Genomic DNA, 15,110 nt, shown 5'->3' with positions numbered 1-15,110 from the left:
GCGATACCACCTTAAGTTATTTATTGATTTTCCAAATGCTTATATAAATTTATCAATTTTTTACTTTCAGCTTCCCAGTTATAATGTTCCTCAATCGCTTTACGTCCGTTTTCACCCATATTCTTTGCTTCATCAGGGTGGTCTACTATCCATTGAATTGCTTTTGCAATTTCTTCAGGGTTCAACGGATCAACGCATAACCCTGCATTATTGGTTTCAATAATTTCCTTCCATAAAGGAAAATTTGAAGCTATTACGGGAATACCGCTTGACATATATTCAAACATCTTCACAGGTAGTGCATCTAGATAATTTAAGACTGGATGTAAAACTACTAATCCTGCTAAAGATTTCGAATAAGTTTCCACAATTTTTTCTCGGTTTAAATATCCTAACTCTATTACATTTCCCCAACCATCCATTTGTATTGCTAAATCTCGTTCTTTATTATTAGAAAACTTGCCACCCAGTAACAACTTTACATCAGTTAGATTAACTGACTCAATCATTTCAAAAATACCACGGATTTTCCCAATACCACCAACATAGCAAACCGCCTGTTCTTTTTTCGACCAGTCGGTTTCAGATACCTGCAGTTCTTTCAAAAGTGGGTAATTGTTAACATTAATTGCCTGGCAACCCAATAATAAAAAACGTTTATTAATATGTGGTGTTGCAGTAATAATACCATCGAAATATTTTACAGCATAGTTTTCAAATACCTCATAAATAGCAGCTATAAACTTTCTGAGATATTTGGGAATCCAAAACTTTGACAAAATTTGTCTTGGAACATCTTCATGTACGTCATATATCACTTTTTTCCCTTTAAATCTTAACAACAATCCAATTGGAATTAACTCTGGATCATGGAAATGATATACATCCGCATTAACTTGCTTCGATATACTGTATACTCTCCAAACAGTTTTAGTCATTCGCTTTAAACGACTTCCCAAAGTTTTTTTTACAGCATGTGTATACACTCCATTAATAATCCCTTCTGGAGCATCAGGTGCTATTAAATGCGTCTCGTAACCGGAATCACTAAGTGATTTACATTCTTTCAAAAATATCCTTGTGTCTGTATGTGGATGTACAGAAGTCATATGACATATTTTAACTGACAAGATATTGTTCCTCCCAAACAGCGATATTATAGAGTCTCCAACTAATATTTAGTGGAAGTTGATTTAATTGAGGAACTTTTTCACATATTAAATTCAATACTTTTGAATTATCTACTTTTTCTTGCATAATAAGCATATGTTTGCTGATCCACAACTTATCCGGTGCTTCAAAACCAATTTTAGTTCGTCTCCATGCAATGCTCTTAGGTAATATTTCTTCAGCATATTTTCTTAATGAATATTTAGTATATCCATTCCGAATCTTATCTTTAGTTTTCAAAGTAAGTCCTGCTTCAATGGTTTGATGTTCAACAAATGGTACCCTCGCTTCAATGGAATGCGCCATAGAATTACGATCTTCATAATGAAGTAAGTGAGGTAAATTAGTCTTTGTCAATTCCAACGCTTGAAGATCATATACATTAGTTATTTCTGATTTATTTTTTTTAAGTGCATTCAACCCTAATTCAAGATAATGTTTCCTTAAAAAGGACAACCGACTTGATAGTCTTTTCTTTCGAAGTGACATTACTGTAAAGTATAATGTATATGCAGTTAATTCTTTCATTGATAGTTTAGAATGTTTACTTGCTAAAAAGTACTCCTTAATAAACAAAAACCATTTAAAATTTATTAATAAATCCTTAAAATAAAAAGGGTAATACCTCTCGTACCCAAGAAATATTTCATCTCCACCCTGTCCGTCAAGCATTACCTTGACACCAGCTTCTCTTGCTCTTTTCATTACCCAGTACTGCATAAAAACAGATGGCCCACCCACAGGCTCTTCTTGAATACGTAAACATTCTTCAATATGTTCCGAAAAATCAAGATATGTTGGTTTTACCAAATGCCATTCCAAGTCGCAGTGATCAACAACTTCTTTAGCAAAACCACTCTCATCTTTCTCTGATATTTCAGATTGTGCAGTCACTGCAATAAATTTAGTATTTAAATCATTCTTAATCAATTCTGATGCCGTTGCCGCAACGATCGAAGAATCTATTCCTCCTGATAAACATGTTCCTACTGGCACATCACTTCTAAGATGAAGCTTTATCGATGACTTCAATTTTTCAATGCTATCGTTAAAATCAGTACTTTTATTTATATGATCTTTTAAATTATAATATTGCTCAGTACAAAAATCACCATTTTTTATATCTAAAATCCCATAATAACCTGGTGATAGTTGGTAAATATCCTGAAAAAAAGTGTTCTCTGTATGGTCAGAAAAACCTACTACCAAATAGGCCATTAAAGTATCAATATTAGGTTGAGCTTTAATGCCTGCAGCCAAAATACCCTTGATTTCAGATGCAAATAAAAATGCATATTGGTTATTGAAATAATAAAAGGGTTTAATACCGTAACGATCTCTAGCACAAAATAAAATATTATTTTTTTTATCAAAAATAACGAATGCCCACATGCCATTTAAATAATTAAGGCAATCTGCTCCCCATTCTTCATAAGAATGAAGTAACACTTCAGTATCAGTTTGAGTTTTAAAGGTATGACCTTTTTGAATTAAAATATCTTTTATCTCTAAAAAGTTATAAATTTCACCATTAAAGACTATTGTATAATGCTTATATTTCATGGGCTGATGCCCTGCATCACTAAGATCGATTATGGATAAACGTCTATGACCCAAAATAATATTCTCTTCTTCAATAATCCCTTCGTCATCCGGTCCACGATGAGCAATGGCATTTAACATCTTGCTTATGTTTTCGTACTGATTCTTTTTATATTCTTTTTTTGAAATTATTCCTGCAATTCCACACACTATTTTCAACTCCTTGATCAAGCATATTTAAGCTATAAATCGTTTTTATAATCTAAACTAACCCTTATATATTCAATATTTTGTTTGTCTGTATTCGAATATAAATATAATATAAGCATGGAAACGATAAGCCCTCCTGTTAAAAGAGTTGTTAGCAAACCACCGTCAACCAAATTCTGAAAACTTATAATACTCGTAGAAATAACCACTACAATATTAATATTTTTAGAAATTGAATCATAAATTAAAAGTACAAAACCTAAAATTGCGGAAAATACTATCAATCCAATAAAACCAAAATTCATAAATGCATCACCTAAGTAACCTGTATTAACCCATGAATTTGGGTTATGATAATAAATCTCTCCTATTAAATTCGGAATAGGAGTATCATACCGGTTTTTAAAAAGCCAACTTAAAACAGAATGCGCCAAAAACATGTATTCGTTTTTTGAGAAAAAATCATAATAATAAAAATAATTCTGGGCAGGAATAAAGAGTAACCTCCGGATAAATATTGAAGCATATAGATCACTTATACTGAACAAATAAAGAACAAAACTAAAAAATGCCACTGCGCTTAATCCTAGAACACTATAAATAAAAATCTTTTTTTTCTGAGCACCGTAAATTATTGCAAGAATCAAAATAATACTTAATAAATAACTTTTGTGACCAGTAAATAAAAATAAACTTATTTGCAAAAAAACCCCAATTGCCGCTAATGGATATTTTCTTTTATATAGTGAAACTCCAATAATAAATGGATTTATTACTTTTGCTTGCCATACTATTAAGTAATTCATAATTTTCAAAGGTCCATAATTAAATTCATCCCGAACTTCATAGACATTAAGAAGATTAAGAGCTGTTATTTTAGGCAGCCCATTATACACTAACAAATAACTATATGTGAATAATGAAACAAAAGCTAATACTAAAAATAATATATAATTACTCACTCTAATCTTAACCAATTTAAGTCGAGGTAATCTTGTCACCAATAGAGTTATTAAATAACTTGCGATAAAAAAATACATAAATAAACGTGACTCATTCTTCATAGCATATAATGAAAGAGTTGGTATTATCATCAAAAAGTAAAGAAGAATGATTACTATAGAAGAAATTTTGTTTTCTTGTTTATTTAGAACCAAATATATTGATATTGTAATTAAGTAAGATTCAATAAGCTTAATAAAATTAATGTCATTATAAAAACCCATATATTCAAATTTTGTACTTACAAAAAATATATATGTTGTTTCTAACAATAATTTTAGTAATACGATTAGCCCAATATTTCTGAGATTTTTATTCACGGAATTTCTTACTCCTTAATATCAGTAAGTAAGAATAAGTAAGACTTATTCTGTTGAATTAATCATTACATTTACACTGTATTTATTCACTTCTTTGAACATCAAGAATAAATAAAATAAGTATAGTAACACTTCATGTACCGTATATACAAGAATAAAAGTTTCAATATTATAATTCATACTAATAACTAGTACAATCATTGTAGTTATAAAATATAAAGTTTGCCAGGTCGCAATTTTTTTTACTTGTTCCAATACTAAGAAGATAGTACTTAGAGGCGAAACCACAAATCTAACAGCAAATGCAATTGAAAGAACTTGTGCATATTCGCCAGCAATTCTCCACTCTTCACCAAAAATAATCGAAAACATGTTAGGTGCAAAGAAAACGAATATTACTAAAGGAAATAAAGAAATCATTAATAACCCTAATATTGTTTTTAATAGGAATGGTTTTATTGGTTGATTATTATTTTTCAAACTAGAAATCTTTTGGTAAAATACTTGCGACAATGCAGATGAAACAATACTTGCAGGACCGCTGATTACCCTTAATGTTAGGTTAAAAAAACCAACGGTATAACTTTCAAAAAATTTCCCCAGAAAAAAAACCGGCGCTTGCAATGAAGCCGTATCTAGCAATGCTGTAGGTGTACTATACATCGGATATTCTATATATTTTTTCGCATTCTGCCTTATAAGCCTCCCTGATATCGAAGACTTCTTTAAATTAGTTTTTTTCCAAGCAGACCACCCTAATAATACTGTTGCAATAATTTGACCTAAAATAGCACCACCAATAAGACCTATAATCCCGCTCTTGCTATACCCCAGAATAATATTGGTAACAGATGTGCTTGTCGTCTTCAAAACTCTATTTATTGCCAGCAATTTATAATCCTTTTTTCTATTACTCCAGTAATTCAAGGTCTGATATATTCCGGTAAACAGAACGGATAATGGAACTAAATAAAGCCAATTAGAGAGTTCAGGGTTTCCAAAAAAATTTGTAATCACACCATTAAATATAAAAAATAATAAGAAAAATATGAAACTTAAACTTGCGGACACTAAAAGAGACAGTACAGCTACATTTTTTGCATCGTTATCATTTTCTGGTAGCATTATTGCTAGTTCATATCTTGCAGTAGCAATAACTGATAAAATCGATGTGATTGACATATATAATGCAAATATACCAAAATCTTCTGGACTATATATTCTTGTGAGTATAGGTAAAATGGCGATAGGAATAACTTGAGCAATCGTTGTACCTGTCATTAAAGTTAAAACATTTCTTATAAAATCGCTCTTAAATATTCGTTTATTTATTATCCTATTAAACAAAAACAATAGATAGGTCACCTTCTTAATTTGGGAACAAACTGTCTATTATAATTTATAATAATTTTCTGCTTTCCCGATCTGTTTCATACTATTCCTAGTATCAAAAATTAACTTAGCATTTTTTTCTATCATTACATAATCAAATTTAGTGTGATCCGTAGTGATCAACACAAGATCAGCCTCTTTGACTAGTTCTTCCGTTAACTGAAACGTATCAATAATTTCCCCATCCAACTTAAATTCCTTGACATAGGGATCAGTTACAACCCAATCTGCTCCAGCTTCCTTCAATTGCTTTAGTATTGGTATAACAGGGGACTCACGATAATCATCGATATCTTTCTTATAAGCGATACCAAGAACAAGAATCTTAGAACCATTTAAAGATTTCTTTTCTTTATTTAATATTTTCATACAACGATCTATAACAAAGTCCGGCATGCTGTTATTAATCTCACCCGCAGTTTCGATAAGCCGTGTATGATAGTTATACTCTCGAGCTTTCCATGTTAAATAAAACGGGTCTATCGGGATGCAGTGGCCTCCCAAACCAGGTCCGGGATAGAACGGCATAAAACCGTATGGTTTAGTCGCCGCAGCATCAATCACTTCCCATACATCAATTCCCATTTTGTTACATAATATGGCCATTTCATTAGCTAAGGCAATATTAATATTACGGAATGTATTTTCTAAAATTTTTTCCATTTCTGCGGCTGCTGGACTGGATACCTCGTGTACTTCTCCTTCTAAAACATTACGATACATCGCGGCAGCAATAACCGTACATATAGACGTAACACCACCTACAACTTTTGGTGTATTTTTAGTCTTAAACGTTTTATTTCCTGGATCAACCCGTTCGGGCGAATACGCCAAAAAGAAGTCTTGTCCACAAACAAGGCCAGTTGATTCAAGAATAGGTTTCAGGACTTCTTCTGTTGTTCCCGGATAGGTTGTACTTTCTAGTACAATAAGCATTCCCTTGTGGAGATATTTTGCAATCTCCTTAGCTGAATTCTCTACATAAGAAGTATCTGGCTGCTGATAAACGTCCAAAGGTGTAGGCACACATATAGCTACAGCATCCACTTCTTTGATTTTCGAATAGTCCGTAGTTGCTATTAGACGCTGATCTCTTGTGATTTGCAATAACTCCTCGTCAACTACATCCCCGATATAATTAATCCCCTGGTTAACCATTTCCGTTCGTTTTTCCTGAATATCAAACCCAATGACTTGATAACCTGCCTTTACTTTTTCAACAGCCAACGGTAACCCAACGTATCCTAAACCGATAACACCGATGACAGCCTGCTTTGTTTCCAATTTGTTCAGTAAGTGTTTTGCCAAGGGATTTTCATTCAAATCAATAGTAATTTCCATTTTTTCTCCTCCTAACCCAACTAAATCAGGTATAACTCACTTCACGAGCAAACTTTACGGGCTGATTATTTTCAGCAGATTCATAAAGCCCCAATACCAACTGCAAAGCTTTTCTGCCGTCTTCACCTGTTACTACTGGATCGCGGTTATCATAGATGGCAGCCATCATATCTTCAATAATACATTGATGTCCTGGTTTCCCCAAAGGATCTGCCTTGATTTTTTTCATTAATTCTGCAGTTTTCTGCTCATCCATCGAAGCCATGTTCCAATGCTCAATCAGATTGGCAGTAGTACCGCCGATTTTCACAGTACCTTCCTCACCAAAAATACTGAACGTTTCTTCTAAATTACGCGGGTAAATCGTTGTTGCTGCTTCAATTACACCCAAAGCTCCGTTCGCAAAACGAACCACTCCTGCCGCGACATCATCCGTCTCAATATTTCTTAGACGCGTGGCATTCATGCTATAAACTTCTTCTATGTCCCCGATTAACCAGATCAGCAAGTCCAAATTATGAATCGCCTGATTCATTAGCACACCGCCATCCAATGATCTGGTCCCCCGCCAAGGAGCTTGTTCATAATAAGCCTGATTCCGGTTCCAGCGTACAGTTGCATTTACATGGCTTAGCTTGCCAAACCTTCCTTCATCTATTGCTTTTCTAACTTCCATGATAATAGGCCGGAAACGGTTCGGATGTACAATTGATAATTTAACGTTATTTTCTTTGCATGCTGAAATTATGGCATCGGCATCTTCAATGGTCAAAGAAATGGGTTTCTCAATGATTACATGTTTTTTTGCCTTGGCAGCTTGAATAGCAATAGATGCATGATAACCGCTTGGAGTACAAATATTGATGACATCAATTGATGGATCGGCTAATAATTCGGATAAATTCTCAAAAGCTTCGGCACCGTAATGGTTAACATAATATTCCATATTAGCGGATATTTTGTCACACACCGCTATTAATGATGCCCCTTCTATATTGTGAATGGCTTCGGCATGTTTTTTAGCAATGTGCCCGCATCCGATGATCGCGAAATTGATCATAATAGTTCTCCTAATCTCATTTAAAAATTTTGATCCACGATGGACTGAATTAGATTTTTCTCCTGTGGATCAGCTTTCAATAATAAAGCCAAAAGTGAGTTATTATTTTTATTTTGCTTTTGTAATGAAGCCAAATACCACCTAGCTACCATTCGATTTACCGGATCATTAAAATCGTTTGAAACTCGGCCTATTCCAAAAACTGAAGAGGCTGTAGCATAGTCTCCCCGCATGTAATAGATTTGACCTACCGCCAAAGCCATTTTGGGAGTCACTTTAAAATCCTTGGCCTCACCTCTCTGGGCAGGAGAAAGCTGATCAAAATTCCCCCTTTTCTCTTCCACCACTTGATAAACCTCAAGTGCTTTTCCCCAATGTTCATCCATTTTTGATGGAGCGTTTGTTAAACGAGCACGATTTCCTAAATCAAAATTCAATCCTATGATTCTTTCGTACAGACTGATATCCCACGCAAATCTGTTAACTTCTGATGAAATCAGAGACAACGCCTGCTGAATATCTTCTTTAATCAGATATAATGTATACTCTTCTTCTACTATACGACGGTTAAACGACTCTGTTCGCTTCAATTGCTGAATCCGTTCCTGAGCTTCCAAGTAAAACTTCTCATCTTTGGTCTGCTGATAAATTTGTCTCAATAAATTGATTTTAAACAATTGATAATCCGGATGATTGGGCTGCAGATCTAAAGCTTTATCCAATTTTTCAGTTATCAGGTTATAATCCTTCGATTCGGCTGCTGTTTTCAAGGCGTCAGCGAATGATGAATTTGCGTTTAAAGACAATATCGAAAATATAAATGCAAAAATGCTAAGACACCCGAATACTAAAGGGAACCATTTATACCACTGATTTTGGGGGGACGGTTCAGTTATTGTTGAGGTCTTGACTGGTTCCGGCAGGTAAGCCATTGCACCCAGACATAAGAATACTAATACAGCAACGTAAATAAAACTCATATCAAAATCTATGATACTGTGCCCCAATATGGAAACCGATATTACCAAAAAAATCAGTTGTACGTCCCCATCCGACTTATTTCCCTGCCTATAGTATTTTTTTATGAAAATATAATATATATATCCTATAAAACCTAGTAGTATAATGAACCCTATACCTCCCGTTTCGACCAGATACTGCAGAAAAAAATTATGTGCCTGGCGGCTGGTGTAGGGGTAGCTTTTATAGGTATCATACAGGTTGCTCCATGCACCCCCGCCTGCTCCCAAAATAGGGTAATCCTTCACAATTTGAATAGCATCTTGATAAAAACTCCCTCTTGATAGCACACTGTTGCTGTCCAAATTCAAATTTTCGATTCTTTGTTTAATACCGGACGGCAGTCTATCAGTAATGATTGAGGTTCCAAGTAAAAGATATAACCCCACAGCAGCAATGATAGTTACAGCGAACGGGATAATAAAATCGACAAGCCGGAAAACTTTAGTCTGAGGGAATTTACTGTACAACGGCGCAGCCGCGTATCTTAGGATCAATAAAACCACAACAGACACTATTACCGAAGAAACGATAAGCCAACTCCAACCCTGCAAAGAAACGGTACTGACAAATTCCTTGGCAAGCTGGCTTCTTATACCGACCATTGAATTAAAGATGAAAAGCGATGCGGCACCCGAAATTCCCACTAAGAACAGAGTAATCAACTGCCTTGTCCATGATAGAAATAACAAGTAGACCAACAAAAGCACCGGGAAAATTAATAACCCGCCACGAGATACAGTCAATAGCAGTGAAACGAAGATTGGGACAAGCATGATAGTATGTATTAAAACTGTAAATTTTCTCTTAGATGCATGAACCAAATGCAATGCACTCAAAAATATCCCAATTAAATATGCCGCATAGGTGTTAGGGTATTGAAATACATTGGACAATCGGTTTCCTGGCAAAATCGCATCCTGATAATTGGCATTCCCAAACCAGTTCATCAGACCGTAAATTACAAGGAAGTACCCTGAGAGAACAATACTATACAGTATGACAACTAAACCTGTCTTCTTTTGTGCAAAAATCAAACCTATCATGAAGAACACCGCATAAATCACATTAAAATAAATACTGTTGATTGCAGAATGATAAGAAGCGGCATTAATCGATGAAATCAGATAGCTTAAAGGAAAAAGCCATACCAAGACTCCTAAAAAATCTCTACGGCCTATCATCTGTTTGTTAGAAAACAAATAAATAGACAGTAAGAAAAGGGCGATAGAACTCCATACAACAGCTGAATAGATCGGTCCTTCAAAGGTTGCCTGACCACCATTAAATAAACCTTTATAAAATGGGGCGATAAACAAAAATAGTACAACAAAGGCCATAAGTAACCAAAACAGGATCGATTTCCGTTCATCATGGCTTTTGACTTTGTTAACGTATTGCTTATACATGGACATACTCCCCTATATCATTTCTTTTCCAACCCGGCAACCAACTCAAGGGATGTGCGAATGGCCTCTTGAATAGCTGCGTTAGTTTGTTCACCATGCACATCAAGCCACTGGTAAGTTGGAACCATCTCTTTCAATACCGCTTTGATTTCTTCAGCATTTAACGCTTCTGTTCTTAAAGTCAAATATTCAAGCTGCTTCAGCTTTAATTGCAGTTCCTCGAAAGACAGATCCAATGGCCGGCCTACAAAGATACGATCGTGCTTGGTGGCAATCGCGCCTTCTTCGTTGGTTAAAATTTCTTCAAATAACTTTTCTCCCGGTCGAATGCCGGTATAAACAATTTGTATATCTTTATTCGGTTCTAACCCTGATAAGCGGATTAAATCCGCTGCCAAGTCAGCTATTTTCACGGGGTTGCCCATATCCAGGATGAAGATTTCCCCGCCTTTTGCAAGGGCACCGGTTTGAATCACCAGCTGCACCGCTTCCGGAATCGTCATGAAGTAACGAATCATATCCGGATGCGTTACCGTCACAGGGCCGCCTTCTTCGATCTGTTTTTTAAACACAGGAATAACACTGCCACGACTTCCCAATACGTTCCCGAATCGGACTGCTACAAACTGCGTAGGGCTGATTTTATCCAGACTTTGTACCATCATTTCGGCAATTCGCTTCGTTGCCCCCATCACATTAGTCGGGTTTACCGCCTTATCGGTGGAAATCATCACAAAGCGTGCCACGCCATATTCATGAGCACATTCCGCAAGATTTTTTGTTCCAAAAACATTATTTTTTATCGCTTCCATAGGATTGCGCTCCATCAGCGGGACATGCTTGTGGGCTGCAGCATGAAAAACCACCTTGGGACCAAACTCTTCAAACACCTGTTTGATACGGTATTTGTCCTGGATATCTGCAATGACCGGCTGAACGAGTAAATCAGTATGTTTTTTTCTAAGCTCCAGTTCAATTTCGTATATGCTGTTTTCTCCATGTCCCAGTAAAATTAATTGTTTTGGCGAAAAACAAGCGATTTGCCTACATAACTCAGAACCTATAGAGCCTCCGGCGCCTGTAACCATAACAATGTGACCTGAAAGATACCCTGCAATTTCCTCCAAATTGACTTTCACTGGTTCTCTGCCCAACAAATCTTCGACATTGACATTTCGAATCATGTTAATTGAGATCTTGCCGTTTATTATATCGTTCATACGGGGAATCATTTTAATTTTACAGCCCGTATTTTTACAAATCACAACGATTTCAGCAATTTCACTTCTAGAGGCGGAGGGAATTGCAATAATGATATCTTGGATCTCGTGTCGTGCGACGGCATCCATGATCATTGTTCGGTCTCCAACCACTGGAACACCTAGTACTTCGAGATTCCTTTTTCTCGGATCGTCATCGATAAAAGCGACTGGATAAAGTTCCGAAAGTGTATGCTTTAATTCTTTGACGACCATCGTACCTGCATCCCCTGCTCCAACAATTAAAGCCCGGCGATGATGAGGCTTTATTTTGGAATAGTTATCCCTCATCATTCTCCAGAGAAAGCGTGAACCGCCGATCCCTGTAATCGCAATGATCCAAGCAAGTATATAAATACTGCGAGGAACAATGACCTTGGGAAAAAAGGGATGGATCGCAAGTTTATGTATCAAAAAGAACAACATCGTAGCGGCGGTTACACCCTTGACTATTGATATTAAATCGCCTATACTGGCATATTTCCACGCCCGTTTATAGATTTTGAAATAGCTGAAGAAACCGATGGTGATTAGTACTTCAGCCGTTATTGCATAGGGCAATGTGGAGATGAATTCTTGTCTAATTTTAAAATCAAACCGCAGCAAATAGGCTAAATAAACGGCTAAGGCAATAATGATGACGTCAATGATGACAAGAATTGCCGTTCTTCCATGCTTGCTCATGTTCGCCCCCCTGTAAAGCATATGAAAAGAAATAAACCCATTACATCATCATCAAATGTCTTGATTGGTATGTAATGAGTTGTTTGATTCTTAAGCCGACAACATAGAATTCTTATCGGTCGCTCCAGGGCTGTTCTTCCAGTAATGCCTGAAAAAGACCATCAATACACTAAGTATCACCCCTACAACCGCCGCTAACATGATGTTCATTAGCTTATTTGGTCCGCTTGGCTCATTCGGTTCTATTGCAGGGGAAATAAATACGGCATTTAAACCATTGAGAAAACGTTCTGTATTTCTAGCCGTTAATTTCTCATTATCCAGCTGCCCCAACACATCAGTAATCGCTTTTTCATTGGTATTGATTTTGTTCTCCAACGTGATCTTCTCTTCAAGAAGCTTAGCTAGATTGATCGATACTTGTGCAATTTTAGTTTGCAACTCAGTATATACAGGGTTGACTTCCTCGTTCATCATTTGCAATGCCGCCGCATCTCTACTGTTTATTCTGTTAGATTCAGTGGCTAAAGAGTTCAGGAAAGCATCTTCCGCCAGTGACTTTTTCGTAACTAGTTTTTCCGGAGTTTCTTGCAATCGCTTGTTTGTTTCATTCAATTCGCTCTGTGCAATTTTGACTTCGTCGTCAAGCTGAAGCAACCGGTTCTTGGCCTTAACCACAATATCAGTACGGTCTGTTATTTCTGCACGGACTCCCAATTCGAATGCCAATAAATTGGTTATCCGCGTTATCGTTACAGGATCCCCGCCTTTTAGCCTGATCTTGATAACATTCGCATCTTTTACAAGTGAAGTCTCTATATTATTACGCAAGCTATTAATGCTAAATCCGCTTTTGTCCAATTCTAATTTTTCTATCACTCTATTAAGAGACACATCGCTCTTTAAACTCTCCATATATGAATTCAAGGTGGGCGCATCTACCGCAACATTTCTTTCTCCGCTATCCTTGAGACTATTACTAAAGCGCACGATGGATTCCGCCTCATAGATGGGAGATAACATAAGAAAACTATACAAACCAGAAATCAGCATACAAATAAGAGTAACGGCTGCAATTAATTTTTTACCTTTCCATACGATATCAATAACCTCTCGCAAACTAATTTCTTCCTGCATTTTCCGGTTCGCTCCTGACATCTATGTAGTACTTCAAAAAATGACACAATTCTCTATAATTTGCATTTAACTGCTTACAAGTATAACCTGATTAAAAAAATATAACAAGTTTTCACCCATTATTTAGGGTATTCAAACGGAGGTATAAGATGGTATAGTAGAATTTGTTGAAAATCACAGATATTACAGGAGGATTACTATAGTAATGAAGAATATGGTTTTGAAAAAAGTCGCTCAAGTCCTCGCGGTCTTGATGATTGTATCGATGTTAACGCCCGTCTTGGCATTTGCCGCATTTGATGATTTGTCTTCCCACTGGGCTAAGAAGGATATCGAAGTCTTGGTTGAACAAAAGATTGTAGATGGTGTTACCCCTACGCAGTTTGAGCCGGACCGCAGCATTACACGCGCTGAATTTGCCGCTCTTGTTGTTCGTTCGTTGGGTCTGACCTCGGTTACCTCTAGCACTTATTTTAACGATGTGGACGCTTCGGCTTGGTATGCGGACACCGTATCCACTGCGACCTATGCGGGCTTGATCAATGGCTATGAGGATAACAGCTTCCGCCCTGCAGCTCCGGTGACTCGTGAAGAGATGGCTGCCATCGTCATTCGTGCACTTACATATGCCGACGTGGCTACCACAGTATCAGCTTCAAAACAGGAGGAACTTCTTTCCCAGTTTAAAGATGCCGATCAAATCGTTTGGGCCCACAAGGAAATTGCAGCGGCACTGAATGCCAAAATTATGAATGGCATGACTGAAGATACATTTAGCCCTAGTGGGACAGCTACACGCGCTCAAGCGGCAGTCGTGGTGAAGCGCTACTTGCCTTATACAAAGTAACTCAGATTTTGCATTAAAGACTCGACCCTTGGATCGAGTCTTTTTCTTTTCCATTTTGTTGTCTTGGATGAAGGACGTGCTATGATGATTCTCCAGGAACCTCTGTATCTTCACATTATTGATACCTTGTCCCCTTTTAAAGAAATCGAAAGGGTTCTCCTTTTCGGCTCACGCGCTAGGGGGGATGCGGAAGAACGATCGGATATCGATCTGGCTGTCCAGGCACCGGACGCAGATTTGAAGGCGTGGATGAATATATTACAGTCTTTAGAGGATTTGGATACATTGCTTCCGATTGATGTCATTCGGTTGGAAGAAGCCTCTTCAGAGCTTAAAATTAAAATTGAAAAGGAGGGCAAGGTACTTTATGAGCGAAGCCAAAATTAATCAAAGTTTAATAAATCTGGGCCATGCTTTAGAGCGGCTATAAGAGAAGCTAAAGGAACCAGAAGCAAGCAATATCTGAGCTAGAGCAAACCTACGCTTTCTTGAAAGGCCGCTTTCTTGAACCATAAAACGATTCATAAGCATACATAGTTATAGGCCGCTCTTAAAATTTTATCTCTAGAGTAAAGGACTGAATTTTTTTTTTTTTTTTTCAGCCCCTCCTCATCAAACCGTACGTGAAGTTTTCCCTCATACGGCTTTCCGATGTTCGTCATTCATGCGCATGCGATTTACAAAAGCGTCTTTAGTCCATACATTTTGCAGAGTAAT

The 15,110-nt window shown here is 36.7% G+C and carries 11 protein-coding genes; 2 read left to right on the top strand and 9 right to left on the bottom strand.

Annotation, left to right across the window (positions count from 1 at the left end):
* Window positions 1-20 precede the first annotated feature (20 nt).
* The 9 genes from ACZYR9_RS05220 to ACZYR9_RS05180 form a co-directional block, all read right to left on the bottom strand.
* Window positions 21-1,130 (bottom strand): glycosyltransferase family 4 protein, encoded by a 1,110-nt coding sequence (locus ACZYR9_RS05220; RefSeq protein ID WP_488977418.1) that lies wholly within the window; start codon window positions 1,128-1,130, stop codon window positions 21-23.
* On the bottom strand, window positions 1,120-2,922 hold the full coding sequence (gene asnB / locus ACZYR9_RS05215) for an asparagine synthase (glutamine-hydrolyzing) (protein ID WP_488977417.1): 1,803 nt from the start codon (window positions 2,920-2,922) through the stop codon (window positions 1,120-1,122). The genes ACZYR9_RS05220 and asnB overlap by 11 nt, the downstream gene beginning before the upstream one ends.
* A 32-nt stretch (window positions 2,923-2,954) precedes the next feature.
* Window positions 2,955-4,244, bottom strand: coding sequence for a hypothetical protein (locus ACZYR9_RS05210; protein ID WP_488977416.1), 1,290 nt, complete (start codon window positions 4,242-4,244; stop codon window positions 2,955-2,957).
* 45 nt (window positions 4,245-4,289) lie between these two features.
* The gene (locus tag ACZYR9_RS05205; protein ID WP_488977415.1) at window positions 4,290-5,597 is read right to left on the bottom strand and encodes a lipopolysaccharide biosynthesis protein; all 1,308 of its coding nucleotides are present in this window, start codon (window positions 5,595-5,597) and stop codon (window positions 4,290-4,292) included.
* A gap of 39 nt (window positions 5,598-5,636) precedes the next feature.
* Window positions 5,637-6,977, bottom strand: a complete 1,341-nt coding sequence (locus ACZYR9_RS05200) for a nucleotide sugar dehydrogenase (RefSeq protein WP_488977414.1) — start codon at window positions 6,975-6,977, stop codon at window positions 5,637-5,639.
* 25 nt (window positions 6,978-7,002) lie between these two features.
* Window positions 7,003-8,037 (bottom strand): Gfo/Idh/MocA family protein, encoded by a 1,035-nt coding sequence (locus tag ACZYR9_RS05195; RefSeq protein ID WP_488977413.1) that lies wholly within the window; start codon window positions 8,035-8,037, stop codon window positions 7,003-7,005.
* Window positions 8,038-8,057: 20 nt separating this feature from the next.
* Entirely contained in the window at window positions 8,058-10,466 is a 2,409-nt protein-coding gene (locus ACZYR9_RS05190; protein WP_488977412.1) for an O-antigen ligase family protein, read from the bottom strand.
* A gap of 17 nt (window positions 10,467-10,483) precedes the next feature.
* The gene (locus ACZYR9_RS05185) at window positions 10,484-12,409 is read right to left on the bottom strand and encodes a polysaccharide biosynthesis protein (protein WP_488977411.1); all 1,926 of its coding nucleotides are present in this window, start codon (window positions 12,407-12,409) and stop codon (window positions 10,484-10,486) included.
* Window positions 12,410-12,499: 90 nt separating this feature from the next.
* Window positions 12,500-13,546 (bottom strand): GumC family protein, encoded by a 1,047-nt coding sequence (locus ACZYR9_RS05180; protein WP_488977410.1) that lies wholly within the window; start codon window positions 13,544-13,546, stop codon window positions 12,500-12,502.
* Window positions 13,547-13,751: 205 nt separating this feature from the next.
* Here ACZYR9_RS05180 and ACZYR9_RS05175 point away from each other — a divergent pair, with 205 nt between their 5' ends.
* Entirely contained in the window at window positions 13,752-14,393 is a 642-nt protein-coding gene (locus ACZYR9_RS05175; RefSeq protein WP_488977409.1) for an S-layer homology domain-containing protein, read from the top strand.
* 81 nt (window positions 14,394-14,474) lie between these two features.
* On the top strand, window positions 14,475-14,780 hold the full coding sequence (gene mntA / locus ACZYR9_RS05170; protein ID WP_488977408.1) for a type VII toxin-antitoxin system MntA family adenylyltransferase antitoxin: 306 nt from the start codon (window positions 14,475-14,477) through the stop codon (window positions 14,778-14,780).
* The last annotated feature ends 330 nt before the right edge of the window (window positions 14,781-15,110 follow it).

The organism is Paenibacillus sp. F024, assembly GCF_057814255.1.
This window is presented reverse-complemented; position numbering and strand designations above follow the sequence as displayed.